26 protein-coding genes and 1 other RNA gene are annotated in these 24549 nt (G+C 67.2%); 13 read left to right on the top strand and 14 right to left on the bottom strand.

Annotated elements, in window-relative coordinates; all coding sequences use genetic code 11:
• Positions 1 to 2 precede the first annotated feature (2 nt).
• From FHW64_RS07240 to FHW64_RS07225, 4 genes are read right to left on the bottom strand one after another with little or no spacing between them, the layout of a single operon-like run.
• On the bottom strand, positions 3 to 611 hold the full coding sequence (locus tag FHW64_RS07240; RefSeq protein ID WP_184524581.1) for a YdcF family protein: 609 nt from the start codon (positions 609 to 611) through the stop codon (positions 3 to 5).
• Positions 608 to 1297, bottom strand: coding sequence for a DUF484 family protein (locus FHW64_RS07235; RefSeq protein WP_184524579.1), 690 nt, complete (start codon positions 1295 to 1297; stop codon positions 608 to 610). The genes FHW64_RS07240 and FHW64_RS07235 overlap by 4 nt, the downstream gene beginning before the upstream one ends.
• Positions 1294 to 2169, bottom strand: a complete 876-nt coding sequence (gene dapF / locus FHW64_RS07230; RefSeq protein ID WP_184524577.1) for a diaminopimelate epimerase — start codon at positions 2167 to 2169, stop codon at positions 1294 to 1296. Before dapF ends, FHW64_RS07235 begins: the two co-directional genes overlap by 4 nt.
• Before the next feature lie 7 nt (positions 2170 to 2176).
• Positions 2177 to 2848 (bottom strand): 2-hydroxychromene-2-carboxylate isomerase, encoded by a 672-nt coding sequence (locus tag FHW64_RS07225; protein WP_311733267.1) that lies wholly within the window; start codon positions 2846 to 2848, stop codon positions 2177 to 2179.
• Positions 2849 to 2851: 3 nt separating this feature from the next.
• Between FHW64_RS07225 and FHW64_RS07220 the strand changes: the two genes are divergently transcribed.
• The gene (locus FHW64_RS07220; RefSeq protein WP_184524575.1) at positions 2852 to 4333 is read left to right on the top strand and encodes an FAD-dependent oxidoreductase; all 1482 of its coding nucleotides are present in this window, start codon (positions 2852 to 2854) and stop codon (positions 4331 to 4333) included.
• 10 nt (positions 4334 to 4343) lie between these two features.
• Here the strand turns inward: FHW64_RS07220 and FHW64_RS07215 are convergent, their stop codons facing one another.
• Positions 4344 to 5246: a ketopantoate reductase family protein gene (locus FHW64_RS07215; RefSeq protein ID WP_184524573.1), complete on the bottom strand. Its 903-nt coding sequence runs from the start codon at positions 5244 to 5246 to the stop codon at positions 4344 to 4346.
• A 140-nt stretch (positions 5247 to 5386) separates the two neighbouring features.
• Here FHW64_RS07215 and aqpZ point away from each other — a divergent pair, with 140 nt between their 5' ends.
• A complete protein-coding gene (aqpZ, locus tag FHW64_RS07210) occupies positions 5387 to 6109 on the top strand; it encodes an aquaporin Z (protein ID WP_184524571.1) in 723 nt (240 codons plus the stop codon).
• Here aqpZ and FHW64_RS07205 read toward each other — a convergent pair.
• Positions 6106 to 6600, bottom strand: a complete 495-nt coding sequence (locus FHW64_RS07205; protein WP_184524570.1) for a nucleoside deaminase — start codon at positions 6598 to 6600, stop codon at positions 6106 to 6108. The two genes, aqpZ and FHW64_RS07205, sit on opposite strands and share 4 nt — an antisense overlap.
• A gap of 127 nt (positions 6601 to 6727) precedes the next feature.
• Here FHW64_RS07205 and FHW64_RS07200 point away from each other — a divergent pair, with 127 nt between their 5' ends.
• From FHW64_RS07200 to FHW64_RS07180, 5 genes are all read left to right on the top strand, one after another.
• The gene (locus FHW64_RS07200) at positions 6728 to 7342 is read left to right on the top strand and encodes an ATP-binding protein (RefSeq protein ID WP_184524569.1); all 615 of its coding nucleotides are present in this window, start codon (positions 6728 to 6730) and stop codon (positions 7340 to 7342) included.
• The gene (locus FHW64_RS07195) at positions 7339 to 7596 is read left to right on the top strand and encodes a hypothetical protein (RefSeq protein WP_184524567.1); all 258 of its coding nucleotides are present in this window, start codon (positions 7339 to 7341) and stop codon (positions 7594 to 7596) included. Before FHW64_RS07200 ends, FHW64_RS07195 begins: the two co-directional genes overlap by 4 nt.
• Before the next feature lie 80 nt (positions 7597 to 7676).
• Entirely contained in the window at positions 7677 to 9269 is a 1593-nt protein-coding gene (locus FHW64_RS07190) for an ATP-binding protein (RefSeq protein ID WP_184524565.1), read from the top strand.
• Complete coding sequence (locus FHW64_RS07185; protein WP_184524564.1) at positions 9266 to 9952, top strand: response regulator; 687 nt, start codon at positions 9266 to 9268, stop codon at positions 9950 to 9952. Before FHW64_RS07190 ends, FHW64_RS07185 begins: the two co-directional genes overlap by 4 nt.
• An 82-nt stretch (positions 9953 to 10034) precedes the next feature.
• Entirely contained in the window at positions 10035 to 10319 is a 285-nt protein-coding gene (locus FHW64_RS07180; RefSeq protein WP_184524562.1) for a hypothetical protein, read from the top strand.
• 10 nt (positions 10320 to 10329) lie between these two features.
• Here FHW64_RS07180 and corA read toward each other — a convergent pair whose 3' ends face one another.
• Both corA and FHW64_RS07170 read right to left on the bottom strand, forming a co-directional pair.
• Positions 10330 to 11304, bottom strand: a complete 975-nt coding sequence (corA, locus tag FHW64_RS07175; RefSeq protein WP_184526232.1) for a magnesium/cobalt transporter CorA — start codon at positions 11302 to 11304, stop codon at positions 10330 to 10332.
• 61 nt (positions 11305 to 11365) lie between these two features.
• Positions 11366 to 12115: an SDR family oxidoreductase gene (locus tag FHW64_RS07170; protein ID WP_184524560.1), complete on the bottom strand. Its 750-nt coding sequence runs from the start codon at positions 12113 to 12115 to the stop codon at positions 11366 to 11368.
• A gap of 168 nt (positions 12116 to 12283) precedes the next feature.
• On the opposite strand from FHW64_RS07170, the gene FHW64_RS07165 reads away from it, so the two are divergent.
• The gene (locus FHW64_RS07165; RefSeq protein WP_184524559.1) at positions 12284 to 13213 is read left to right on the top strand and encodes a LysR family transcriptional regulator; all 930 of its coding nucleotides are present in this window, start codon (positions 12284 to 12286) and stop codon (positions 13211 to 13213) included.
• 7 nt (positions 13214 to 13220) lie between these two features.
• Here FHW64_RS07165 and FHW64_RS07160 read toward each other — a convergent pair whose 3' ends face one another.
• Together FHW64_RS07160 and FHW64_RS07155 are read right to left on the bottom strand one after the other, a co-directional pair.
• Positions 13221 to 14006, bottom strand: coding sequence for a slipin family protein (locus FHW64_RS07160; protein ID WP_184524557.1), 786 nt, complete (start codon positions 14004 to 14006; stop codon positions 13221 to 13223).
• Between the two features lie 15 nt (positions 14007 to 14021).
• A complete protein-coding gene (locus tag FHW64_RS07155) occupies positions 14022 to 15416 on the bottom strand; it encodes a nodulation protein NfeD (RefSeq protein ID WP_184524555.1) in 1395 nt (464 codons plus the stop codon).
• 160 nt (positions 15417 to 15576) lie between these two features.
• Here FHW64_RS07155 and FHW64_RS07150 point away from each other — a divergent pair, with 160 nt between their 5' ends.
• Positions 15577 to 16062 (top strand): M48 family metallopeptidase, encoded by a 486-nt coding sequence (locus tag FHW64_RS07150; RefSeq protein WP_184524553.1) that lies wholly within the window; start codon positions 15577 to 15579, stop codon positions 16060 to 16062.
• A gap of 26 nt (positions 16063 to 16088) precedes the next feature.
• Here the strand turns inward: FHW64_RS07150 and FHW64_RS07145 are convergent, their stop codons facing one another.
• Positions 16089 to 17093 (bottom strand): tripartite tricarboxylate transporter substrate binding protein, encoded by a 1005-nt coding sequence (locus tag FHW64_RS07145; RefSeq protein ID WP_184524551.1) that lies wholly within the window; start codon positions 17091 to 17093, stop codon positions 16089 to 16091.
• 130 nt (positions 17094 to 17223) lie between these two features.
• Between FHW64_RS07145 and FHW64_RS07140 the strand changes: the two genes are divergently transcribed.
• Positions 17224 to 18882, top strand: coding sequence for an MBL fold metallo-hydrolase (locus tag FHW64_RS07140; protein ID WP_184524549.1), 1659 nt, complete (start codon positions 17224 to 17226; stop codon positions 18880 to 18882).
• 10 nt (positions 18883 to 18892) lie between these two features.
• The gene (locus FHW64_RS07135; protein ID WP_184524547.1) at positions 18893 to 19600 is read left to right on the top strand and encodes an RNA pseudouridine synthase; all 708 of its coding nucleotides are present in this window, start codon (positions 18893 to 18895) and stop codon (positions 19598 to 19600) included.
• A 133-nt stretch (positions 19601 to 19733) separates the two neighbouring features.
• Here FHW64_RS07135 and rnpB read toward each other — a convergent pair.
• An RNA gene (gene rnpB, locus FHW64_RS07130) (RNase P RNA component class A) lies at positions 19734 to 20068 on the bottom strand.
• 65 nt (positions 20069 to 20133) lie between these two features.
• Here rnpB and cysK point away from each other — a divergent pair.
• The gene (cysK, locus tag FHW64_RS07125) at positions 20134 to 21054 is read left to right on the top strand and encodes a cysteine synthase A (protein WP_184524545.1); all 921 of its coding nucleotides are present in this window, start codon (positions 20134 to 20136) and stop codon (positions 21052 to 21054) included.
• Between the two features lie 68 nt (positions 21055 to 21122).
• Positions 21123 to 22784 (top strand): NAD(P)/FAD-dependent oxidoreductase, encoded by a 1662-nt coding sequence (locus tag FHW64_RS07120; RefSeq protein ID WP_184524543.1) that lies wholly within the window; start codon positions 21123 to 21125, stop codon positions 22782 to 22784.
• Positions 22785 to 22838: 54 nt separating this feature from the next.
• On the opposite strand, the gene htpX is transcribed toward FHW64_RS07120, so the two are convergent.
• A complete protein-coding gene (htpX, locus tag FHW64_RS07115; protein ID WP_184524541.1) occupies positions 22839 to 23714 on the bottom strand; it encodes a protease HtpX in 876 nt (291 codons plus the stop codon).
• A 79-nt stretch (positions 23715 to 23793) separates the two neighbouring features.
• A complete protein-coding gene (locus FHW64_RS07110) occupies positions 23794 to 24408 on the bottom strand; it encodes a DUF3025 domain-containing protein (RefSeq protein ID WP_409350613.1) in 615 nt (204 codons plus the stop codon).
• Positions 24409 to 24549: the final 141 nt, after the last annotated feature.

Here is a 24549-nt window from a genome sequence, read left to right as displayed (position 1 = left end):
CGCTAGTAGTGCACCGAATTCTTGACGATCGCAAAGGGCTCGCGCAATGCACCCTTGAACACCATGCCCCAGCGCTCCCAGCAGGAAGTCGGCGCAGCGGCGTATTGCACGTCGAACATCCGGTCGAAGCCGGAACCACGGACCAGCCGCTCCGCACGCCAAAGGTGGTAAGGCTCGGTCACGACGATCACGCTGCGCACGCCCGCCGCCTGCATCAGGGGCCCTGACATGGAGAGGTTTTCGAGCGTGGTCTGCGAGCGCGGCTCCAGCAGCAGCGGGCCGGCGTAACCGGCCGAGCGCGCATGCCGCTCCATCACTTCAGCTTCGATGCGTCCGTCTTCCCAGTCCTTGCCGCCACTGAAGACCAGCTTCTGCACGAGCCCCACCTTCGAAAGGGCAATGCCGGCGTCGACGCGGCCGGTCAGGCAGGGATTCGGTTTGCCGTCGCGATAGGCCCGGTTGCCGAGCACCAGGGCCGCATCCGCTGCGCGTTGCGGCGGATGTGCGAGTGCGGCGCTCGCATGGCGCCACACCGTGAAGGAAATCGCGAGATACCCGAGCAGGAAGACCAGTAGCGCGCCCCACAGGCCGCGCCGGAGTGCAGGACTCAAGACCGCAGCCGCGAGAGCGCGCTCGAGGCAAGCTCGGCAATGCGCTCCAGGAAGTCGGTGCCCATCTCGGCGTTGTAGCGCTGCGCGTCGGGCGACGCGAGCACCAGGAGGCCGAACGCTGGCGTCTCGGACGATTCGCGCAGCGGGATCAGCGCGATCGAGACCGCGGCTTGCGGTTCGGCCAGCCAGTTGGCGGCTTCGAAACCGGAATTCAGACCGCAGTACGGCGCGGTCAACGAGGTCACGAGCGTCTTCACGTCGTCGCTGACCGATTGGGTGTAAGCCTCGTTGGCGTAGGCGCTGTCGCAATCCCAGACCTTGATGGCGGCCTGCGGCACCAGGAAGAGATCCTGCAATTGCGCCGCGATCTCGGTCGGCAGCCGGCGCGGGTCGCGCGTGGTAAGCAGCGTGCGGGTCCAGCGCTGGAGCCGGTCGGCTGTCACGCCGTTCTCAGTGCCGTGACGGACCATGTCCATGATGCGGTGTTCCAGCGCCTTGATCTTCTCGCGCAGCATCTCGGCCTGGCGCTCCTGCAGGCTCACCGCACGGTTGCCGTGCGGGCTGGTGAGCTGCACTTGTCCGAGCAATTGCGCGTGGCGCTCGAAGAAATCGGGGGTGTTCGACAGGTAGTTGGCGATGTCGTCTTCGGTGATCGGGTTCATGTCGTCTTGGTTGAAGTTCTTCATGGCAGGTCCGGGACTTCGATGTCGCCTTCGAACACGGTCACGGCCGGTCCGGTCATGAGGACCGGCTCGCCCTCGCCGGCCCATTCGATAGTGAGCAGGCCGCCGCGCGTTTCCACATCGACGCGCGACTCCAGCAGGCCGAGCCGGATGCCGGCGACCACGGCCGCGCAGGCGCCGGTGCCGCAGGCCAGCGTTTCGCCTGCGCCGCGCTCGAAGACGCGCAGCCTCACGTGCGAACGATCGACCACCTGCATGAAGCCAGCGTTGACCCGCTGCGGAAAGCGTGGATGGTGTTCGATCAGCGGGCCCTGCTTCGCCACCGGCGCGGTGTCGACGTCGTCGACCAGCTGCACCGCATGGGGATTGCCCATCGACAGCACGGCCACCGAGACGATGGCGCTGTCGGCGTGCGTGCCGAGTGCCAGATGCCACTTGTGCCAGCCGTTCTCATGCAGCGGCGTGAGCCCCGCAGTGTCGAAGGGAACGCGCGCGGCCTCGAAGATCGGGGCGCCCATGTCGACGGTCACGCGGCCATCGGCGCCCATGCGCGGCTCGATGACGCCGGAAAGCGTCTGAACGCGCACCGTGCGCTTGGGCGTGAGGCCGTGCTCGTGCACGAAGCGCATGAAGCAGCGCGCGCCGTTGCCGCACTGCTCGACCTCGCCGCCGTCGGCGTTGTGGATCACATACTGGAAGTCGACGCCCTCGGCGGGCGAGGGTCGCACCGACAGGATCTGGTCGGCGCCGACGCCGAAATGGCGGTCGGCCAGGAAGCGGTACTGGGCCGCCCCGAGGCCGAGCGGGCCGTGGGTTTCGTCCAGCACGACGAAGTCGTTGCCGGCGCCCTGCATCTTGGTGAAGCGGATTCGCATCGCGGAATTATCTGCTGCCGCCCGCGACTATGCCGCGCGAAGCCCGGAGCCGGTCCAGCGCCCGATCGAGGAACACGAGCCGGTCCTGTCCCCAGAAGCGCTCGCCATCGAGGATGAAGATCGGCGAACCGAACACGCCCCTGTCCACGGCCTCGGCGGTGTAGGCACGATAGGCGGCCTGCGTTTCGGCCTTTTGCTCCAGCGCCTGCAGCGCCGCGCCGTCATAGCCGTTCTCGTCGGCGACCGCGATACGCACGGCAGCGTCCGAGGTGTCGCGCTCTTCCGCCCACAAGGCGCGAAGCAGCGCATGGGACAGCGGCTGCGCATCGAGCCCCTGCAACTGGGCGGCGATCACCATCCACCCCGCGTACTTGTTCCAGTTGGGATCGCTCGGCGCACCCTTGGGATAGTGCGCAGGCTCGAGCGTGAGCGGCATGCCCAGGTACTCGCGCCAGCGCTCGAGTTCCAGCGCGTGGTACGTCCGACGTGCCTCGGGGCGGGTCTTGAGCGGAATGCCGCCGGTCTGCGGCACCACGACCTGGAAGTCGTAGGGCTTGAGCGTGAGCGTCACGTGGTGACGCCGGACGATGTCCTGGAGTTGCGGGCCGCCGAGGTAGGCCCAGGGAGAAGACAGGCTGTAGTAGCAGTCGAGCGCGATCATGATCTGGATTATCTTCACGCGATGGCTTCTCAAGACCCCGTTCCAACGCCGCCTGCAGGGCAGGCGCTTCCCGCGGTGCCGCTGCAATTCATCGCCAGCCCGCGCCATACCGAGGCGCTCGATCGCCTGACCGCGCAGGCGCGCGCCGATCTCGAACGCATCAACGTGCCGCCGCCCGCGTGGGTGCTACCGGCCGAATCGTCGACCGCCGAATCGCCAGTGCTCGACGTGCTGGTCGCCGGCGCGGGCATGTGCGGCCAGACCGCCGCCTACGCGCTGCGCCGCGAAGGCGTCACGAACATCCGCGTGGTCGACCGCGCCGCACGCGGCGAGGAAGGCCCCTGGGGCACCTATGCACGCATGCTGACGCTGCGCAGCCCCAAGCACATCGGCGGCACCGAGCTCGGCGTGCCCTCGCTGACATGGCGCGACTACCTGCTATGGGTGCGCGACACGGTCGGGCTGGCGGTCGAGAACGGCGTATCGCTGAGTTCGGTCTCGCAGTCGGACGACGGGCTGCTGCTCCACGTCGAGCTCGAGCACGCCGACGGCACGCGCGAAACCGTGCGCGCACGCCAGCTCGTGCTCGCACTGGGCCGAGACGGCAGCGGCGCGCCACGATGGCCCGACTTTCCGTCGCTGCGGCGCGGCGATCCGCTGGCGGCCGGGCGGGTCTTCCATTCCGCCGACGCGATCGACTTCCCGAGCTGGGAAGGGTGCCGCATCGGCGTGCTCGGCGCAGGCGCCTCGGCCTTCGACAACGCGGCCTGCGCACTCGAAGCAGGCGCCGCCAACGTCACGTTGTTTGCGCGCCGCGCGCACCTGCCGCAGGTCAACAAGAGCAAGGCTGCGTCGAACCACGGTTTCCTACGCGGCTTCGAAGGCCTCGACGATCCGCGCAAGTGGCGCGTCTACACCTACATCTTCGACGAGCAGGTTCCTCCACCGTGGGAGACCGTGCGCCGCTGCGACGCACACGATGCCTTCGAGTTGCGGATCGGAACGCCCTGGGTCGATGTCGCGCCCGACGAGGACGGCGTGACCGTCACGCTGCCCAACGGCGGCATGGAGCGCTTCGACGCGGTGATCTTCGGAACCGGCTTCGACGTCGATCTGCTCGACCGGCCCGAGATCGCGGCCTATACGTCGCAGATCGACACCTGGGCCAATCACGTTTCCGCAACCGAAGCCGAACACCACCCCGAGCCCGCGCGCTTTCCGTATCTCGGCGCGGGCTTCGAGCTGCGCGGCGCCGATCCGGCGCACCCGCAGGCCGCGGCACTGGCGCGCATGCGACTTTTCAACTGGGGCGCGACGATGAGCCACGGCGCGCTGGCGGGTGACATTCCGGGCCTCGCGATCGGTGCCACGCGGTTGGCGCAGGGCATCGCGCGCGATCTCTTCGTCGAAGACGCGGATCGCCACTGGGACCGCTTGCAGGCGCACGACGAGCCGGAACTCATCGCCACCCGCTGGTACGTGCCGCCGTCTTCCGGCGACTGATTCGCGCGACTCAGGCGGCCGCGGCCTGCCGCGCCTCGATCAGCTTCACGAGCGCGAACAGCGTGCGGTTGACCGGGGTCGGCACACCGAGCGCCTCGCCCTTGCGCATCACGTAGCCGTTGAGATGGTCGATCTCGCTGCGCTTGCCGCGCGCGACATCCTGCGCAGTGGACGAGTACTGCGTCGGCATCGTCTTGACCAGGCCGGCAACCACCTGCCACGCATCGCCCGGCAGCCTGACGCCGCCGGCCTGCGCGACCGCAACGCATTCCTGCACCACGTCACGCATCACGCCCTCCACGCCCTCGCCCGGCACGACTCGGCCGTAGGGCAACTGCGCAATGGCCGAGAGCGCGTTGTAGGCACAGTTCAGGATGAGCTTGATCCACAGCGCACCGATCACGTTGTCGGACACCTGCGTCGGAATGCCGGCCTGCGCGAAGGTCTTCGCGATGTCATCGCTCGCCGCGGTCGGCGCAATGACCAGCTCGCCGCGGCCGTGATGTTTGAGATGGCCCGGGCCAGCCATCTCGGTGGCCACGTACACCACGGTAGGCGCGACCACCTGCGACAGCCGCACCTGCAGGCGCTCTGCGTTGTCGACGCCGTTCTGCAGGGTGAGCACCAGCGCATCGGCCTTCAGATGCGGCTTCATCGCGTCCGCCGTGCTTTCGGTGTCGGTGGACTTCACGCAGAAGAGGACCAGGTCCGCATCCCTCACAGCGCTCGGTTCGGTACTGGCATCGAGCCGCACATGCTCCTTGAAGCCGAGCGTATCGAGCAGAAGGCCGTCGCGACGGATCGCCTCGACATGCTGCGGCCTGCCGATCAGCGTCACCTCGTGCCCGGCCCGCGCCAGCATTCCGCCGTAGTAGCAACCGACCGCACCGGCGCCCATCACTGCAATCTTCATTGGGATTTCCTTCATCGAGCGGTGAATCTTCTCACCGTGAGAGCGACACGTGAGGTTTGCATCAAATCCCGGTGCCGTTGCGTCGAAGCGGCGCGTGCGCTCCTTATAGTGCCCGACTTTTTTCAGGGAACACAAACCAAATGAACAGCAATCTCAAAGTCTGGTCCGCCGAATTTCTCGGCACCTTCTGGCTCACCTTGGGCGGCTGCGGCAGTGCAGTGCTCGCAGCGGCTTTCCCCGAGCTTGGCATCGGCCTCCTCGGCGTTTCGCTCGCTTTCGGTCTGACGGTCGTCACCGGCGCGTATGCGTTCGGGCCGATCTCGGGCGGGCACTTCAACCCGGCCGTTTCGCTCGGTCTGGTTGCGGCAGGTCGCATGCCGATCGGCCGACTTCCCGGCTACGTGATCTCGCAAGTGGCAGGCGCCTGCGTGGCCGCCGCGATCCTCTATCTCGTCGCCACCGGCAAGCCGGGCGCCGATCTCGGCGGCTTCGCGGCCAACGGGTTCGGCGAGAACTCCCCGGGCCAATACAGCATGACCGCTGCACTGATCACTGAAGTCGTGATGACGGCAGTGTTCCTGCTCGTGATCCTGGGTGCGACGGCAAGCCGCGCGACCAGCGGCATGGCGGGCCTCGCGATCGGCCTGTGCCTCACGCTGATCCACCTCATCTCGATTCCCGTGACGAACACCTCGGTCAACCCCGCCCGTAGCACGGGCCCCGCCCTGTTCGCGCCGCAGTGGGCGATGGAACAGCTCTGGCTGTTCTGGGTCGCGCCGCTCGCAGGCGCCGTTATCGGTGCGCTCATCTACCGTGTGCTGCTGGCAGAGCGCGAGCCGCAAGTCATGGCGCGACAGGCTTAACCGGCCTTCTTTCTGGCGGCCCAGGCTTCGAGCACGGCCACCGCTTCGCGGTCCATCTTCTGCTCGGAAGGCATGGTCCGCGCTTCGAGGGTTGCGCCGGCTTCCGCGCGCAGCTCATCGACATCGATGGGGTGCCGCGCTTCCACCGGCACGCCCTCGAAAGCCTCGCCCGACTGCGCAAGCGACGCCGCGTAGTAGAGCTTGCGGATGCCTGCGATCCGCATCGCGGCCACACACAATGCACAAGGCTCGCATGAGGTGTAGAGTTCGCTTCCGCCGAGATCCACGGTCTTCAGATTGCGGCACGCATCGCGGATCGCCTCGACCTCGCCGTGCGACGTCGGATCGAAGTGCGCGACGGAATGGTTGAAGCCCTCGCCCACCACGACACCGTCGCGGACGATCACTGCACCAAAGGGCTCCGTGCCCGGCGTGTCCAACGCCTGTGCCGACAGCGCGATCGCGCGCTGCATGAATTTCTCTTCGAACATCGTCTTTGCCTTTCCATGAACCTGGATTGAGGAGACATCTTGAAGGCCGGTGATCCGGTCGGGGCGTTGTTGCGAAAAAGCCGTCGGCAAGCGTTAATCCGACGCAACGCAACAACAGTCGCACTGCATGAAAGCAGCCCAGATCACCCTCGTCGTCTTCGTCGCCATCCTGCTCTACGCATTCTGGCGGATCCTTCCCCGACGAGACAACGAACTCGGCCCGGCGCCATCACTCGCACTGCGGAACCGCATCGCGAGCCGGCCGTCTCACTACGCCGACATCCGTCAGCTGCTCGGCCAGATGACGGATTCGCTGCGCGCCCGTCTCCACTCCGCTGGCATGGCGCTCGAGATGATGCTGCCGTCCGACCCGCTGCCGGTGTTGCTCGACCGCTCGGGCATGCAGGAGGTCTTCGCACACATCGTCGATCTCGCGTGCCGCGCCATGCAGGCCGGCAGCACCTTGCACGTGCTTGGCCGCGTCGAGGGCACGCATGCCGTGGTCAATTTCATGGATGCGGCGCCCGGTGCCGGCGAACCGCGCCTCGCGCGTTGCTTCGATGCGGCGGGTACGGCAACTGCTGCAAAGCGCGGCGACGGCGACACGGCCGCAAGCGTCGCGCTGTGCACGCAGATCGTGTCCGAGCACCGGGGTCGCATCTACGCGGCGCCATCGCCGCTTGGCAGCCTGGGCATCACCTTGCGCCTTCCGCTGCAGGACGCGATCGGGAGCGTTCATTGAACGCCGCGGTCTACGCTTCCCGCCCTGCGTTCGCCAGAGCCGCGAACGTGGTCCTGTCGCCGTTCCGCCGTCCCGGCCTGGGCCACGCCGCGGGCGCGATCGGCGCGCTGGGCCTGTTCGTTGCCACCGGCTTCACCTGCGGCAACGGTTCGGCGCCGTCCAGCCCCTCGACCCTGGCGCCCATCATGGCCACCGGTGCAGCGCGTGTTCCGCTCACCACTGCCGCGACCGAAAAGAAGTGTCCCGCGAAATGAAGCGCTGCCTCTTCGCGGCCTGAGCCCCATCCGCCCGCAACGCTTGCCGCACAATGCGGCGCGCCCCCGCATCCGCCGCCATGCCTCGCCTCACCCTTTTCCGGAAGATCTTTCTCACGCTGGTGTTGCTGCTCGCGGCATTGCTCGCAATCTTCACCGCCTTCTCGTGGCTCGGGCTGCAGCGCGGCCTGGGCGCCTATGTGGCCGAGATCGAGATCCGCCGCATGGACTGGTTTGCGGAACTGCTCCGCAAACACCACGCCACGCAGGGCAACTGGGATGACCTTCGCAGCAACGAGGCTGCGTGGCTGCGTCTGCCGATGCGCGCCTTCGGCGCGGTGGAGCGCGATTCCGCGATCGCCGGGGCGCCCGGCGAACCACCGCGCCGCATTCCGCCTTGGCCACCGCAGGACTTCCGCCCGCCGTCGTGGGAGATCGGCCCGTCGGGCGGCGAGCCACCCCCACGCCATCGGGAAGGGCCACCCGAGTTGCTTCCGCCGCCCCACCCGTCCTGGCCCCCGCCGCCAGGCATGCTGGGCGCCCTGCTGCGCAACCCCGATTCGGTCTACCGCCGACTGGGCCTGCTCGACGCCAACGGCACCTGGGTGGTCGGCGCGAAGGTCGACCCGTCGACCGCCGCGCGCCTGCCCCTGCGCGACGGCGACCGCCTGATCGGCACCCTGGTGCTGGCACCGCTGGAAGGGCTCGAAACCGACGCGGACCGCGCCTTCGTCGCGCGCCAGTCCGGCTTCGTCATCTGGACTGGTGTCGCCGGCCTCGCGCTGGCACTGCTGCTCGCGTGGCTGCTCGCGCGCCGCTGGTTCGCTCCGATCGACGCCCTGACCCAGGGCGCGCAGCGCATCGCGCAGGGCCGTCTCGATACGCGTGTGCCCATACGCGGAAGCGACGAGCTCGCGCTGCTCGGCCGCACCTTCAACGACATGGCCGAGCGGCTCGACAGCATCGAGGCATCTCGCCGCGAATGGCTCGCCGACGTTGCCCACGAACTGCGCACACCGCTGGCCGCGATGCGCGCCGAGATCGAGGCATTGCAGGACGGCGTTCGTACCTTCGACCAGAAGACGGCCCTGCGCCTGCACCGGCAGGTCATGCGGCTGGGCCAACTCGTGGACGATCTGCGCAGCAGCATGCGCGAGCGAAGTGAGGCTTCGCCGCTCTTCGTCACGGTGTATCCGCTGGCCATCCTCAAGGAGGCCCTCGCGCTCGCGCGCGAGCGCTTCACCCAGCGCATGATTTCGCTCGATGCCACCGCGCTCGACGCCATCAGTGGCAGGCACCCGCCAGCGGCACGCGGCGATGCACGCCGGCTGCACCAGGCCTTCATGAATCTCCTGGAGAACACACTCTCCTACACCGACACCGGGGGCCGGATGCGCATCGATGCGCATGTCGAGAGCGATGAAGGCAGGGACCGGCTCGTCCTGCGTTTCGACGACAGCCCGCCCGGCGTTCCGCCGGAGGAAATGCCGCGCCTCTTCGAGCGGCTCTTCCGGGGCGAGGCGTCGCGCAGCCGTGCGCTCGGCGGCTCCGGCCTCGGGCTCGCGATCTGCCGCGCCACCTTCGAAGCGCACGGCGGATCCATCGATGCCGCGCCTTCGCCACTCGGCGGATTGCGCCTCACGGTCACGCTGCCGCTGGAGAATGCGGCATGACGACGCGCATCCTCGTGGTCGAAGACGAAGACGACATCGCCTCGGTGCTGGTGGACTATCTGCGGCACGCCGGCTACGAGCCGGAGCGCGTCGCCGATGGCGAGACGGCGCTCCAGCGCATGCTGACCGACCCGCCCGCGCTCACGCTGCTCGACGTGATGCTCCCGCGCCTGGACGGCATGGCGGTGCTGCGCGAGGTGCGCAAGCACAACGCGCGTCCAGTCATCATGCTCACCGCGCGCATCGAGGAGGTCGACCGGCTGGTCGGACTCGAACTCGGCGCGGACGACTACGTGTGCAAGCCTTTCTCGCCGCGCGAAGTCGTCGCGCGCGTGCGCGCCGTGCTCCGCCGCACCGCCGAGCAGGAGGCGCCGCCACCACCCTCCGAACGCCGCCTGGAGCTGGACGACACGCTCTGGCGCGCAACGCTGGATGGCGTGCCGCTCACGCTCACGCGACTCGAGTTCCGGCTGCTGCAGGCGCTCTCGCGGCAACCCGGGCGGATCTTCTCGCGCTCCCAACTGCTGGACCTCGCCTATGACGATGCCGCCGAGGTGACCGAGCGCGCGGTCGACAGTCACATCAAGAACCTGCGGCGCAAGCTGGCCGCGACCGGCTCGGAGCACGACTGGATCCGCTCGGTGTACGGCGTCGGCTTCGCGTTCGAACCTCCTGACGCCTGAGCAGCGCCTCCGTCAGCTCCAAGATTCCTCCGAAGTTGCGGGCGAGCATCCAAAGCCGCAAAAGGAAGGAAGGAAAACACTCGTGACTCGTACCTATGGATGGGGCCTGCTCGCCCTCGCCGCGGCACTGCAGGGCTGCGTGATGCCGCCACCACCACCGCCTCCGCCGCCCCCACCGCCGCATTTCCACGGCCATCGTCCGCCGCCGCCTGAATTCATGCGCGCCTGCGAAGGTCAGCAGGAGGGCGCGGCCGTCCAGCTCACCGGCCGGAACGGCGAACCGCTCAAGGGCACCTGCCAACGTGCTCCGGACGGACGGTTGGTCTTCATGCCGCCGCCCCCGCCGTCGGGCGCCCCGCCGCGCTGAGCGTGCCGGCTCAGACCCAGCCGGCGCGCCTGAACCGGTAGAAGAGATAGCCGCAGATCGACACGATGAGCAGCAGCGCGACGACGTAGCCGTAGCGCCATTCCAGCTCCGGCATGTTCTTGAAGTTCATGCCCCAGATGCCGGCGAACGAAGTGCACACCGCGAAGATCGCAGCCCAGGCGGCGAGGCGCTTGGTGACCTCGTTGTCTTCGATGGTCACCATCGAGAGGTTCACGCTGATCGCGGTGCCGATGGTGTCGCGGATCGTGTCGGTGGACGCGTTGATGCGCCCGAGGTGATCCACCACGTCGCGGAAGTAGGCCTGCGAACCCATGCAGATCTGCGGAACCCGGCCGCCGTAGAGCTTGCCCGCGCCCTCCAGCAGCGGCGCCACCGCATGCTTGAGCAGGGTGAGCCGCTGCTTCAGTTCGTAGAGCCGCTGGACGTTCTCGCGCGCCTCGCCCTTGGTGAAGATGCGCTCCTCGATCGTCTCCAGTTCGACCTCGAACGCATCGATGACTGGGAAGTAGCGGTCGACCACCGCATCCATCAGCGCATACAGAACAAAGCCCGGGCCGTTCTTCAGCAGTTCCGGCTCGCGCTCGCAACGGGCGCGGACTTCGGTGAAGCCGTGCTCGCTGCGGTTGCGCACGGACACCACGTAGTTGGCGCCGACGAAGACGTCGACCTCTCCGACGCCGAGAGCCGTTTGCCCGTCGCCCCCGGACTCCAGCAGGTGCATCACGACGAAGAGCGAGTCGCCGTACTCCTCCACCTTCGGCCGCTGGTGGCCGTGTTGCGCGTCCTCGACCGCGAGCGGATGCAGTGCGAATTCCTGCTGCACCTCGGCCAACTCTTCAGGCGTCGCGTCATGCAGCGCCACCCATACGAAGCAGCCCGGCAGCGTGAGGTATTCGCTGATGCTCGAGACCGGAATGTCGGCGAGCTTGTTGCCGTTTTCGTAGACCACGCAGTTGACGAGCATCCGATTCACCCCCGCAAGAAAGACGGCCCATCTTGCCATGGGCCGCCTTGCCTGCGAGCGATCAGAGCTGGCTCATGCCGCCGTCGACGATGACTTCAGTGCCGACGATGAAGGCCGACTCCGGAGCAGCGAGGTGCAGCACGGTCGATGCAAGCTCTTCCGCGGTGCCGAAACGGCCGAGCGGAACCTGCGCCTGGATCTGCGCGACGACCGACTCCAGCACGCTCGCGTCGAACCCGAGCTTGGCGTGCAGCGGCGTGCGGATCGGGCCGGGGCTCACGACATTGACCCGCGCACCGCGCGGCAGCAGTTCGGCCGACAGCGTCTTTGCCAGCGAGACGACCGCTGCCTTGCTAGCCGCATACACCGCGCTGTTGGGCATGCCGATGTGGGCGTTGATCGATCCGTTGATCACGATCGATGCACCCTGCGCGAGCAGCGGCGTCAGGGCCTGGACCTGGAAGAACACGCCCTTGACGTTGATGTCGAAGGTTTCGTCCCAGATCGCTTCGGTCACGTCCGACAGGCCCGCGAACTTCGCGATGCCGGCATTGAGGAATGCCGCGTCGAGCTTCAGCCCGCGGCCCGAGATCGCGGCCGCGAGTTCCTTCGCGGCGCGAGGTACTGCGGCGTCGTTGCGCACGGCGATGGCGCGCGGGCCGAGTTCGGCTTGCGCCTTGTCGAGCGAGGCCGCGTCGCGTCCAGTAATGACGACGCGCGCGCCTTCCGCGATGAAGGCCTTGGCTGCAGCGAGGCCGATGCCGCTGGTGCCGCCGGTGACGAGGACTGTCTTGTCTTGAAAGCGTTCCATGATGTTTCTCCATTCATTCCATTGGGTTGCGGTGCAATCACCGTGGATGAATGGTCGGTTTTCGGGCCACTTTTGACGTACCGGCTTCGCGACGGACATGTTCGAAAAGATCGAACGTTTTCGGCTGACATGCCATCATTGCGCCAACTCGCCGGAGGGGGTCCGAACATGTTGTCCAACGATGAACTCGCGCTGCTGGAAGCGATCCGCGAGAGCGGGAGTCTTTCGCGCGCCGCCGCGCGGCTCGGCAAGGCGCCGTCGACGGTGTCGCATGCGGCCCGCCAGCTCGAGGAGAAATTCGACGCCCTGCTCTTCGACCGCCGGCGCTACCGCCTTCAGCTCACGCCGGCGGGGCAGCTCCTCGCGCAGGAAGCCGCGCGGCTCGCCCTCGACGTCTCGCGGCTTTCGCAGCGCGTGCGGCAAGTCGCCAGCGGCTGGGAAGACCGGCTCTGGATCGTGACCGACGAGGTCATCGAGATCGAGACGCTGTTGCCGGTCATCGCCGCCTTCGATGCGCTCGATTCCGGCGTGCCGCTGCGCGTGACGCATGAAGTGCTGCGCGGCACCTGGGAAGCCCTGCGCGACGGCCGGGCCGACCTCGTCGTCGGCGCGACCAATGAGCCGCTTTCGCACCAGGGGGTGCGCTGGTTCGAACTCGGCGTCATGGAGTGGGTCTTCGCGGTGTCGCCGCGCCATCCGCTCGCCAAGGCCAAGGAACCGCTCGGGCGCGACTTGATCGCGAGCCATCGTGCGGTCGTGGTCGCCGACACCTCGCGCGGCACCGCCGGCAGCGCGTATGGCGTCCAGGGCGGCCAGGCCACGCTGGCGGTCCCGACGATGCACGCGAAGATGCTGGCGCAGCGCGAAGGGCTCGGCGTCGGCTGGCTGCCGCGGCAGCGCGCCGCCTCCCTGATCGCGCGCGGCGAGCTGGTGGAAAAGAAGACTTCCAATCCCCGCGAGCCCAACACGCTCTATGTTGCGTGGCGGGGCGAGCAGGAAGGCCAGGAAGGCCGCGCGCTCCAGTGGTGGCTCGACCAGCTCAGGCAGCCCCGCCTCGCGAAGCGGCTGGTGCAGGGACTGGACCAGTTCGCGCGCTGAGTCGCGGTCAGGCCTTCGGTGCGTCCTGTTTTCGCTGCATGGCCTGCATCCACGGTCCGATGAGATCCACCGGCAGCGGGAACACGATGGTCGAGTTCTTGTCAGCCGCGATCACCGTGAGCGTCTCGAGATAGCGCAACTGCAGCGCCTGCGGATGCCGACCGAGGACCTCGGCCGCCTCCGCGAGCTTGGCGGAAGCCTGCAGCTCGCCTTCGGCATGGATCACCTTCGCGCGCCGCTCGCGCTCGGCCTCCGCCTGCCGGGCGATCGCGCGGACCATGCTGTCGTTCAGGTCCACGTGCTTGATCTCGACATTGGTGACCTTGATGCCCCACTGGAAGGTCTGCGCCTCCAGCGTCTTCTGGATGTCGAGGTTGAGCCGCTCGCGCTCCGCGAGCAGGCCGTCGAGATCATGCTTGCCGAGTACCGCGCGCAGCGTGGTCTGCGCCAGCTGGCTGGTGGCTTCGAAGTATTTCTCGACCTGGATGATCGCCTTCTCGGGATCGATCACGCGGAAGTAGAGCACCGCGTTGACCTTCACCGAGACGTTGTCGCGCGTGATGAGATCCTGGCTCGGGATGTCGAGCACCATCACGCGCAGACCCACGCGCACCATCTGCTGGATACCGGGGACAAGAATCACGAGCCCCGGGCCCTTGACCTTCCAGAAGCGGCCGAGCTGGAAGACCACCCCGCGCTCGTACTCGCGAAGGATGCGCAGCGAAGCAGCGGCCAGCATCGCCAGCAGCACGACGAAGAAAGCAACGAGCACGAGGCTGAAGTTGATGAACATGGTGGCTGCCTCGCTTCAGGCCCCTGCAGGGCTTTGCTGGCCCTCCTCGTCGGTCACGTGCAGGGCCAGGCCCTGGACCTGGGTGACGCGGATGCGGCGTCCGGGCCGCAGGGCTTCGGAGCCGCGCACCTTCCAGTAGTCGCCCTGGATCTGCGCCCAGCCTTCGCCATCGGCGAATTCGACCAGCTCGCCGGTCGCGCCAACCAGTGTCGAGACACCGACCGCCAGCGGCCGTCGTCGCGACTTCGCCGCGATGCCACCAACGATGAGGATGAAAGCCGCGGAGCCCACGGCCAGCAGCCCGATCAGCCACAGCGGCACGCCGAAGCCCGGTGCCTCGTTGTCGATCAGCAGCACCGCACCGATGCAGAAGGCCACGATCCCGCCGACGCCGAGCACGCCGAAGGTCGGCAGGAAGGCCTCCGCAATGAGGAAAGCCACGCCAAGGAAGATGAGCCCCAGCCCCGCATAGTTGACCGGCAGCATCTGCAGCCCGAAGAGCGCGAGCATGAGGCTGATCGCGCCCGCCACGCCGGGCAGCACGAAGCCGGGGTTCGAGAACTCGAACAGCAGCCCGTACACGCCGATCATCAACAGGATCAGCGCGAGGCTGGGCTCCGTGATCACCGACAGCAGCCGGGTGCGCCAGTCCGCGTCGACGACCAGCAGTTCGGCGCGCTGCGTGGCGAGCTTCACCTTGCCGTTGATGGTGCGCACTTCGCGTCCGTTGGCCTGCTGGAGCAAGTCGGCCACGTCACGCGCAATGAAGTCGATGACGTTCTTCTCCTTCGCTTCCTGCGCCGACAGGCTCACCGATTCGCGCACCGCCTTTTCCCCCCACTCTGCATTGCGTTCGCGCAATTGCGCGAGGCTGCGGATGTAGGCCGATGCGTCGGCGAGGCGCTTGGCCGTCATCGCGTCGCCTTCCGGCTCGCCCTTGCCGGAGGCCGAGGGCTCCGGCTTGGTGGCCGGTCCGGCCGGATTCGGCATGCCGATTGCGACCGGTGTCGCCGCACCCAGATTGGAGGCGGGCGACATGGCCGCGATGTGGCTCGCGTAGAGGATGTAGGTGCCGGCGCTCGCGGCGCGCGCGCCGTTCGGGGCAACGAAGGTCGCCACAGGCACCGGCGAGGCGAGGATGTCCTTGATGATGCTGCGCATCGAGGCGTCGAGCCCGCCGGGCGTGTCGATCTGGATGACCGCGAGTCGCGCGTTCTCTTTGTCCGCCTGCTTGAGTCCGCGCCGGACGTAGTCGACGGACGCGGGGCCGATGGCGCCTTCGACTTCCATCAGCACCACCATTCCGGGCTTCGGGGCCGCCGGCGTAGCGGGCACGGCTTGGGCATTGGCCGCTCCTGCCGCGAAGGCGAAGAGGACCAGTCCCGTCAACCATGCTCTGGCGGACCTCATCGTTTCATTCTAGGGAGCGGCAGGGCTGCTGTCACATCGCGCCGCAGCACTGCGCGCACGTCAAACACCCTGCGGATGAGATATCTATGCCGCCTGTGTTGACACCCCCGGGGCGCGGGATTTGAATTCAGCCGGGACGAATCCCCCTGGGAGCATCCACATGCGCAAGACAGCTTTGGCAGCCGCGGTGTGCGTCGCCGCTCTGTGCCTTCCCGCATGGCCCGCCGGCGGCGGTGGTGGGGGTGGAGGTGGCGGGGGTGGCAGCGTGGAAACCAAGCCCGCCGATCCCAACTACACCGCGGGCGAAGCCGCCATCAAGGCCGAGCAATGGAAGGATGCCATCAGTCGCCTCAACCTCGTGATCCAGGCCGATCCGAACAACGCCGATGCCTGGAACCTCCTCGGCTTCGCCTACCGGCACACCGGCGACATGGACAACTCCTTCAAGCACTACGAGCGTGCCCTGCAGATCAACCCGAAGCATCGAGACGCCCACGAATACATGGGCGAGGCCTACCTGCAGGTCGGCCGGCTCGCGGACGCGGAGGCGCACCTCAAGGCGCTGGACAAGCTCTGCTGGCTGCCCTGTGAGCAGTACACCGAGTTGAAGGAAAAGATCGAGGACTACAAGCGAAAGAAGAGCTGACCCCCACCCCGAGCCTGGGGGCGAGCTCAATCAATGCTGATATTTGCGGTCTTCGCGACTTCAGCCCATTTGACGCGGTTGGCATGGACCGTCTGCTTGAACTGCGCGGGCGACTCTATGCGGATCGTGTTGCCCTGGCTCTCGAATTTCTCGCGGATGTCCGGCTGTTCCATCACCGACTGGATCGCGGCGTTGAGCTTCTCGACGATGCGCGGATCAGTGCCCTTGGGCGCGAACACGCCGAACCAGATCGAGCTGTCGAAGCCCTTGGTGCCCGGGATGCCGCTCGACGCGATGGTCGGCACTTCCTTGACCGCCGCCACCGGCGTCGCGGTCGTCACGCCCAGGAGGCGCACCTTGCCGGCCTTGTACTGCGGCAGCACCGTCTGGACCTGATTCATGATGCAGCAGGTCTCGCCACGCACGACCGAGGTGATCGCCTCCGGGCCGCCCTTGTACGGCACGTGCACCATGTCGAGCCCGAGCCGCGAATTGAATTCGGCAAAGGCCATGTGCGTGCCGGCGCCGTTGCCAGTGGAGGCGTAGTTGTACTTGCCGGGATTCGCCTTCACCACGTCGACGAACTCCTTGAGCGTCTTCACGTTGATCACGTCGGGGTTGATCGTGAGGACGTTCGACACATCGAGCACCGGCGCGACCGGCACGAAGTCGGCTTCCACGTCGAAGGGGAGCTTCTTGTAGAGCGCCGCGTTGCTGCCGTGCGTGGCCGCAGTGCCGAAGGAGAGCGTGTAGCCGTCCGGCTTGGCGTGCGCGACGTATTCGCTCGCGATGTTGCCGGCCGCGCCGGCGCGGTAGTCGATCACCACCGGCTGGCCGAGCTTGCGCTGCAGCGGCTCCTGGATCGTGCGCGCCACCACGTCGACACCCGACCCGGCCGGGAAGCCCATGATCAGCATGATCGGCTGATGCGGCCAGTCAGCCTGCGCAAAGGCGGCGGGCGCCGCCGAGGAAAGCGCAAGCGCGGCGATCGCGAGGAAGCGACGGGTGCGGCCGGAAGAGGGTGCGGTCATGGGCGGTCTTTCGATCGGAGCAACAGCCGCGCATTGTGGCGTGTCGCTCATGTCCGATCCGATCGGAGCTTATGCCCACCGGAAGCCGCCCAGGGCGCGGCGGCGGGCTTCTCCCGATAATCCCGGGATCATGGTACGACCCACCCAATTGCTCCATCCGCAGCGCGAACCGGCGCGCCCCTATCCCGCTGCGACCGTGCTCCTACTGCGCGACACGCCCGAAGGCGTCGAGGTGCTGATGACCCGTCGATCGGCCAACGCCAGCTTCGCACCGGGTGCCTACGTCTTCCCGGGCGGCCGCATCGATGAAGGCGACACGACCGCACGCGCCATTGCCGCGCGCCGCGTCACGCAGAGCGACGCGCAACTCACGCAGGCCATCGCCGCGATCCGCGAGAGCTTCGAGGAACTGGGCGTGCTGCTGGCCCATCACCCGGACGGCCGGCCGGTGACTGCCGAGGAATTCGCCAGCATGGACCGAAGCACCGCCGCGACAACGGTGGCCTTCGCGGAACAGTGCGCGCAACGCGGCCTGCTGCTGTCCACTGATCAGGTCTTCACGCTTGCCCACTGGATCACCGATCGCGACCTGCCGAAGCGCTTCGACGTGCCCTTCCTGGTGGCACGCATGCCCGACGGCCAGACACCCACTGCCGACGAAGCCGAGCAGTTCGAGCCGTGCTGGGTGCGCCCCGCCGATGCGCTCGCACGCCACAAGGCCGGAACCTTCTTCATGATCTTCCCGACGCTGCGAACGCTCGAGCGGCTCGCCGCGTACCCGACGGTGGATGCGGTCCTCGGCGCCTGTGCGAATCGCGACGGTGGCGAGGGGCCGCTGTGGACGAGCTGCCCGCGCGCCGGCTTCCTTCGCGGGGAGGAAGCGCGCTTCATGGAGCACGAGTCGGCTTTTGGCGAACTCGAGCTGGTCAACCCCGACGGCCAGCTCGTGCACACGCTCGACTGGCAGAGCGAGAAACCCGTGCCGCTCCTGAAGAACGTTCAACGCCTCACCGCGCCCAACCCGAGCGCCATGACGGGGCCGGGCACCAACACCTACATCGTGGGCGATGCATCCACCGGCTACGTCGTGATCGATCCGGGCCCGAACGACGCCGGGCACATCGACCGGCTCTGGCACGCGACGGGTGGCGACATCCGCGTGATCGTCTGCACGCATTCGCACGCCGATCATTCGCCAGGCGCCGCGCCGCTGCAAAAGCTTTGCAAGACACCGCCGCCGATCCTCGGACTGGCTTCCGCGCCCACCGCGCGTTCGTCCGCGAAATTTGCGCCTGACCGGGAACTCGCCGACGGCGAACGGGTCGTGTTCGCCTCGGGAACGCACACGCACACCCTGCGCGCAATCCACACGCCAGGCCACGCGGCCAATCACCTCTGCCTGGTGCTGGAAGAAGACGGCCTGCTCTTCTCCGGCGACCACGTGCTCAACGGCAGCACCACCGTCATCGATCCGCCGGACGGCAACATGAACGCCTACCTCGACTCCCTCGACAAGCTCGATGCGGTTTGCGAACAGGGCGGCATCGACTTCATCCTGCCGGCGCACGGCTACGTGCTCGGCCGCGCACGTGCCGCGCTCGCCTACCTGAAGGCACATCGCCTCAAGCGCGAAGCCAAGATCGCCGCCGCGATGCGCAAGCTGCCGGAAGGCACGCCGGAAGACTGGCTGCCGCTCGCCTACGACGACGTTCCGGAGCGCATGTGGCCGGTCGCGGCGCGATCGCTGGCGGCGCACGTCGAACGCATCCGCCAGACCTCGCAGGCATGAGGTTCGTGCAGTGACAGATTCGGATGAAGGCATCCGCCTCGCCAAGCGAGTGGCAGCACTTGCCGGCTGCTCCCGCCGCGAGGCCGAGCTGCTGATCGAGAACGGCGCCGTCCGCGTCGACGGCGAAGCGGCGCTGCTGCCCCAGATGCGCGTGCTGCCGAACCAGCGCGTCGAGATCGAAACCGGCGCGCGCCCCCAGCCGGTGGTGCCAGTCACCCTGCTGCTGCACAAGCCGGCCGGCATGCCGACCGACAACGCGCATCGCCTGTTGGTGCCTGCGAACCATCACGACCCCGAGCGCGCCGGCCTGCGCTTCCTGCCGCGCCATGTCGCCGGACAACGCTGCATGACCCCCTTGGAGACCGGAGCGAGCGGGCTGATTGTGTTCACGCAGGAATGGCGCATCGAGCGCCGGCTGCAAGAGGACGCCGCGATCCTCGAGCACGAAATCATGGTGGATGTGGAAGGCGCCGTCGGCCCCGAGACCCTCGTGCACTTCGACCGGTCACCCGCGCGCGTGAGCGTCGGGCAGCGTGGCGAAGGCCACACCGGCCTGCGCTTCGCGATCAAGGGGCCGCGCCCCGGCCAGATCGCCAACCTGTGCACCCAGGCCGGGCTGCGCATTCAGTCGATGAAGCGCATCCGCATCGGAAGAGTTCCTCTCGCGGGATTGCTAGCGAATCAGTGGCGCTATTTGCTGCCACACGAGAAGTTCTAAAGAGTCCAAAGGCCGCAAAGCAAGGCCTCTTCGTGAAACACCGCGGAACCGGCTTCGCCGGGCCGCCGGTGTTGCCCCCGGTAGGGGGTTGGCGGCTACACGAAGTGAGCAAGCCTGGGGGCGAGCAATAAATGTGTGAAGCACGCCTGTAAGCCGGATTCTGTGCACTGAAGTCCTCTCGAACCCCAGCGTGACCGCCATTACTCTGGGCCGTTTGTCGCCAAACGGCTCGATGCCACCTACCCGCCAGCTCTGCGGAACCACATCGACGCTGGCCTACTTGGTGTTGCTGCGCGCAGAGATTGCCCGTTTCACCCGACCGGAGTTGCCCCCGGCCGACTCGTCTCTGTTGCTCTGATCCTCACCTCGCGGTGGAGAGCCGTTAGCTCCTGCGCTGTCCTGTGCAGTCCGGACGTTCCTCCAGTGCGCTCTTTCGAGACTTGCACCAGCGGCGGTCCGGCGTGCTTCACGCGGGGATTATCGCCACAATGGCGCTCCCTTTCTTTCACCGCAACTTTGAGGGCGCACCACTCATGAAGGCCGAAAACATCCTGCAGACCATCGGCAACACGCCGCACATCCGCATCCAGCGCCTGTTCGGCAATGCGACCCAGCAGGTCTGGATCAAGTCCGAGCGCGCCAATCCCGGCGGCTCGATCAAGGACCGGATTGCGCTCTCGATGGTCGAGGATGCCGAACGATCGGGCGCGCTCAAACCCGGCGGCACGATCGTCGAGCCGACTTCGGGCAACACCGGCATCGGCCTCGCGATGGTCGCGGCGGTCAAGGGCTACAAGCTGGTCCTCGTGATGCCCGACAGCATGTCGATTGAGCGCCGCCGGCTCATGCTGGCCTACGGCGCGACTTTCGATCTCACGCCACGCGAAAAGGGCATGAAGGGCTCCATCGCCCGTGCCGAGGAAATCGTCGCGAGCACACCCGGCGCATGGATGCCGCAGCAGTTCAACAATCCTGCCAACGTCGCGGTGCACGAACGCACCACGGCCGAGGAGATCGCGGCGGACTTTCCCCAGGGAATCGACGTGCTGATCACGGGGGTCGGCACCGGCGGCCACATCACCGGCTGCGCGCGGATCCTCAAGCAGAAGTGGCCGAAGCTCAAGGTGTTCGCGGTCGAGCCGGTGGCGTCGCCGGTGATCTCCGGCGGCCAGCCTTCGCCGCATCCGATCCAGGGCATCGGCGCGGGCTTCATTCCGAAGAACCTCGACACCTCGCTGCTCGACGGCGTGATCCAGGTCGATGCGGAACCGGCACGCGAAATGGCGCGCCGCTGCGCGCGGGAGGAAGGGATCCTCGTGGGTATTTCGTCCGGCGCCACGCTGACTGCCATTGCGCAGAAGCTGCCGTCGCTGCCTTCGGATGCCGTGGTGCTGGGCTTCAACTACGACACGGGCGAGCGGTACCTGTCTGTCGACGGCTTCCTGCCAGCGTAGGAGCCGGGCCCGCGCCAGCTGGGCGAGCCTTATGATTCGCGTCCTGCTTGATAACCACAAGCCCCCACATGCTGCGAATCTCTGAAATCAAACTGCCGCTCGACCATGACGACGCGGCCCTCCCCCACGCCGTCAACACCCTGCTGGGCACACCGCCCGGCGCGGTGAGCGCGATCAAGGTCTACAAGCGCAGCTTCGATGCACGCAAGGTGCAGCTGCTGCAGGTCTACATCGTCGATGTGACCCTCGCGGACCCGGCGCTTGAAGCCCAGCTGCTCGTCAAGTTCGCCGAGAACCCTCGCGTCACGCGAACGCCCGACATGGAATGGCGCGCACCTGCGCAGGCGCCCGCCGGGCTCGCCTTGCGGCCGGTCGTGGTCGGCTTCGGCCCCTGCGGCATCTTCGCCGCGCTGGCCCTCGCGCAGATGGGCTTCAAGCCCATCGTGCTGGAACGTGGCAAGACCGTGCGCGAACGCACCAAGGACACCTGGGGCCTCTGGCGCAAGAGCGTGCTGAACCCCGAATCGAACGTGCAGTTCGGCGAAGGCGGCGCCGGTACCTTTTCCGACGGCAAGCTCTATAGCCAGATCAAGGACCCGCGCTTCCTCGGCCGCAAGGTGATGGAGGAGTTCGTCAAGGCCGGCGCGCCGGAGGAAATCCTCTACGTCGCGCATCCACACATCGGCACCTTCAAGCTGGTGAAGGTGGTGGAAAGCATCCGCGAACAGATCATCGAGCTCGGCGGCGAGATCCGCTTCGAGCAACGCGTGACCGACGTGCTGATCGAGGATGGCCCGGACGGAAAGCACCTGCGCGGCCTGACGGTGCTCGACCAGCGCACCGGCCAGAGCAGCGAGCTGCGCGCCGACCACGTGGTGATGGCGCTCGGACACAGCTCACGCGATACCTTCACGATGCTGCACGAGCGCGGCGTGCAGATCGAGGCCAAGCCTTTCTCGATCGGCTTCCGCGTGGAGCATCCGCAAGGGTTGATCGACCGCGCCCGCTGGGGCCGTCACGCCGGGCATCCGCTGCTCGGCGCGGCGGACTACAAGCTGGTCCATCACGCGAGCAACGGGCGCTCGGTGTACAGCTTCTGCATGTGCCCCGGCGGTACGGTCGTCGCGGCGACGAGCGAGCCGAACCGTGTCGTGACCAACGGCATGAGCCAGTACTCGCGCAACGAACGCAATGCCAATGCGGGCATCGTGGTCGGCATCGAGCCGAGCGACTACCCGGGCTGGGAGGATGGCCGCACCGGCTCGCCGCTGGCGGGCATCGATTTGCAGCGGTCGCTCGAGTCCAACGCGTACGTCCTTGGCGGCAGCAATTACCGTGCGCCGGGGCAACTGGTGGGTGACTTCGTCGCGGGCAAGCCATCCACACAGCTCGGAAGCGTCGAGCCTTCGTACAAGCCCGGGGTGACGCTCGGCGACCTGCATGCCGCGCTGCCTGCATACGCCATCGAAGCGATGCGTGAAGCCTTCCCGGCCTTCGGCCGCAAGATCAAGGACTTCGACCTGCACGACGCCGTGCTGACCGGCGTGGAGACGCGCACCTCGTCACCCATCCGGATCGGGCGCGGCGAGGACTTCCAGAGCCTCAACGTGCGCGGGCTCTATCCAGCCGGCGAAGGCGCAGGCTACGCCGGCGGGATTCTGTCGGCTGGCGTGGATGGCCTGAGAGTGGCCGAAGCGATGGCGCGCACCATCGCCACGCAAGCCGCCTGAACGAAAAAAAGCCGCCCGGAGGCGGCTTTTTTCTTTGGCGCGGATCAGCAGCAATCAGCCGTGCGCATTCTGGAGCGCGGCAATGCGCTGTTCGATCGGCGGGTGGGTGGCGAACAGGCTGCCCAGCTTCCCGGTGATGCCCATCGCTTCGACAGACTTCGGCAGTTCGCCCGGAGGCAGCCCGCCCAGGCGGGCCAGCGCGTTCACCATCGGCTGCTTGCGGCCCATGAGCTGCGCCGAGCCTGCGTCGGCACGGAACTCACGCTGGCGCGAGAACCACGCCACGACGATGGCGGCGGCAAAACCCAGCACGATGTCGAGGACGATCGTCGTCACGAAGTAGCCGATGCCGGGGCCGGAATTGCGGTCGTCGCCACGACGCAGGAAGCTGTCGACCGCATACCCGATTACCCGCGACAGGAACACGACGAAGGTGTTCATCACGCCCTGGATCAGCGTCATCGTGACCATGTCGCCGTTGGCGACGTGCGCGATTTCGTGGCCGATCACGGCTTCGACTTCTTCGCGCGTCATGTTCTGCAGCAGGCCGGTCGAGACTGCGACCAGCGACGAGTTCTTGAACGCCCCGGTGGCGAAGGCATTGGGCTCGCCTTCGAAGATGCCGACTTCGGGCATGCCGATGCCGGCCTTGTCGGCAAACTTCTTGACCGTCTGCACGATCCAGGCTTCATCGGGCGACTGCGGCTCGTTGATGATGCGAACACCCGCCGACCACTTGGCCATCGGCTTGCTGATCAGGAGCGAGATGATCGCGCCGCCGAAGCCCATCACCAGCGCGAAGCCGAGCAGCGCGCCCAGGTTCAGCCCATTGGCGGTGAGGAAGCGATTGACGCCAAGCAGGCTCGCGACGATGCCGAGCACCGCCACGACCATGACGTTGGTCAGCACAAACAGAAGGATGCGTTTCAAGTTGATTTCTCCGTGAGGCAAACGTGGCACAGATGGGGGCCGGACCGGCCCGCTTCAAGCTGCGCCGACGCGGCAGGGACTAGGGGTTTGGACTTCGTTCTGCGTCCCTGCGTGGGCGAAAGACTTCCGAATCATCATAGAAGGAAAAGTTCTCGTTTTGAACGCACCATCCTGGGACACCGAGCACTGGCAGTGGGGTGAAAGGCTTGGTCGCCAGGTGCGCGGGATGGAGCGAGGCCGCAATGGTCGCATCGTCCCAAGCGGACGGATTCATTTCCCCCGCGGAGATGAGGACATGGGCGGTGGCGGCCTTGCGCGGGGCGGTCAGCTTTTCGAGCAACGCATGGCCGAACACAAGTAGCCGCGCCTCTCGCCAGAGCGATCGATGCGTCACGAAGAGAGCTTGCCAGTCGCGGGCGAGCAGGGCGTGCCACAAGGGCCCCGGCGCATCGAGCACCGCGCCGTTCTCGTCGAAGAGTGTGAGCGCATCGCGCAGCGGCCCGCGCGTGGCGCAAATGCCGTCGCGGGCGATCTCGGCCGCCTGCAATTCGTTCAGCCGGCGTTTGCTCAGGGGGCAATGCAACCAGACCAACCCGTTGAAGAAGTCATGCAGGTTGTCGCGCGTCGGAACGCATGCGGTTCGATGGATGAAGGCCTCGTAGGCTTCACCCGGCGCCGCGCTGTCGCCGGGCACGAAGCGCAACGGACCCGAAGCCAGCGCGATGGATGTCGACTCACCCGACAGCGCCTCGCAGACCCGCTCCCCCTGCGCAATCTTCGCCGCGACCCTGGACGCACGCGTGGCGTACGGCGCCATCCACGGCGCGTCCGTATC

The sequence above is a fragment of the Variovorax sp. Sphag1AA genome (genome assembly GCF_014192575.1).
In the GTDB taxonomy this organism is placed as follows: domain Bacteria; phylum Pseudomonadota; class Gammaproteobacteria; order Burkholderiales; family Burkholderiaceae_C; genus Variovorax.
Note: the sequence above shows the minus strand (reverse complement) of the source record. Positions and strands in the feature narration are given on the sequence as shown.

What these genes read in the sequence shown, in the direction of transcription:
- FHW64_RS07150 (WP_184524553.1), top strand. Translation starts at nt 15,577, where the DNA reads ATGCGCAAGACAGCTTTGGCAGCCGCGGTGTGCGTCGCCGCTCTGTGC.
- FHW64_RS07140 (WP_184524549.1), top strand. Translation starts at nt 17,224, where the DNA reads ATGGTACGACCCACCCAATTGCTCCATCCGCAGCGCGAACCGGCGCGC.
- FHW64_RS07235 (WP_184524579.1), bottom strand. Translation starts at nt 1,297, where the DNA reads ATGAAGAACTTCAACCAAGACGACATGAACCCGATCACCGAAGACGAC.
- FHW64_RS07145 (WP_184524551.1), bottom strand. Translation starts at nt 17,093, where the DNA reads ATGACCGCACCCTCTTCCGGCCGCACCCGTCGCTTCCTCGCGATCGCC.
- FHW64_RS07200 (WP_184524569.1), top strand. Translation starts at nt 6,728, where the DNA reads ATGAAAGCAGCCCAGATCACCCTCGTCGTCTTCGTCGCCATCCTGCTC.
- FHW64_RS07185 (WP_184524564.1), top strand. Translation starts at nt 9,266, where the DNA reads ATGACGACGCGCATCCTCGTGGTCGAAGACGAAGACGACATCGCCTCG.
- cysK (WP_184524545.1), top strand. Translation starts at nt 20,134, where the DNA reads ATGAAGGCCGAAAACATCCTGCAGACCATCGGCAACACGCCGCACATC.
- FHW64_RS07160 (WP_184524557.1), bottom strand. Translation starts at nt 14,006, where the DNA reads ATGTTCATCAACTTCAGCCTCGTGCTCGTTGCTTTCTTCGTCGTGCTG.
- FHW64_RS07155 (WP_184524555.1), bottom strand. Translation starts at nt 15,416, where the DNA reads ATGAGGTCCGCCAGAGCATGGTTGACGGGACTGGTCCTCTTCGCCTTC.
- FHW64_RS07170 (WP_184524560.1), bottom strand. Translation starts at nt 12,115, where the DNA reads ATGGAACGCTTTCAAGACAAGACAGTCCTCGTCACCGGCGGCACCAGC.
- aqpZ (WP_184524571.1), top strand. Translation starts at nt 5,387, where the DNA reads ATGAACAGCAATCTCAAAGTCTGGTCCGCCGAATTTCTCGGCACCTTC.
- FHW64_RS07120 (WP_184524543.1), top strand. Translation starts at nt 21,123, where the DNA reads ATGCTGCGAATCTCTGAAATCAAACTGCCGCTCGACCATGACGACGCG.
- FHW64_RS07165 (WP_184524559.1), top strand. Translation starts at nt 12,284, where the DNA reads ATGTTGTCCAACGATGAACTCGCGCTGCTGGAAGCGATCCGCGAGAGC.
- corA (WP_184526232.1), bottom strand. Translation starts at nt 11,304, where the DNA reads ATGCTCGTCAACTGCGTGGTCTACGAAAACGGCAACAAGCTCGCCGAC.
- FHW64_RS07205 (WP_184524570.1), bottom strand. Translation starts at nt 6,600, where the DNA reads ATGTTCGAAGAGAAATTCATGCAGCGCGCGATCGCGCTGTCGGCACAG.
- FHW64_RS07220 (WP_184524575.1), top strand. Translation starts at nt 2,852, where the DNA reads ATGGCTTCTCAAGACCCCGTTCCAACGCCGCCTGCAGGGCAGGCGCTT.
- dapF (WP_184524577.1), bottom strand. Translation starts at nt 2,169, where the DNA reads ATGCGAATCCGCTTCACCAAGATGCAGGGCGCCGGCAACGACTTCGTC.
- FHW64_RS07215 (WP_184524573.1), bottom strand. Translation starts at nt 5,246, where the DNA reads ATGAAGATTGCAGTGATGGGCGCCGGTGCGGTCGGTTGCTACTACGGC.
- FHW64_RS07190 (WP_184524565.1), top strand. Translation starts at nt 7,677, where the DNA reads ATGCCTCGCCTCACCCTTTTCCGGAAGATCTTTCTCACGCTGGTGTTG.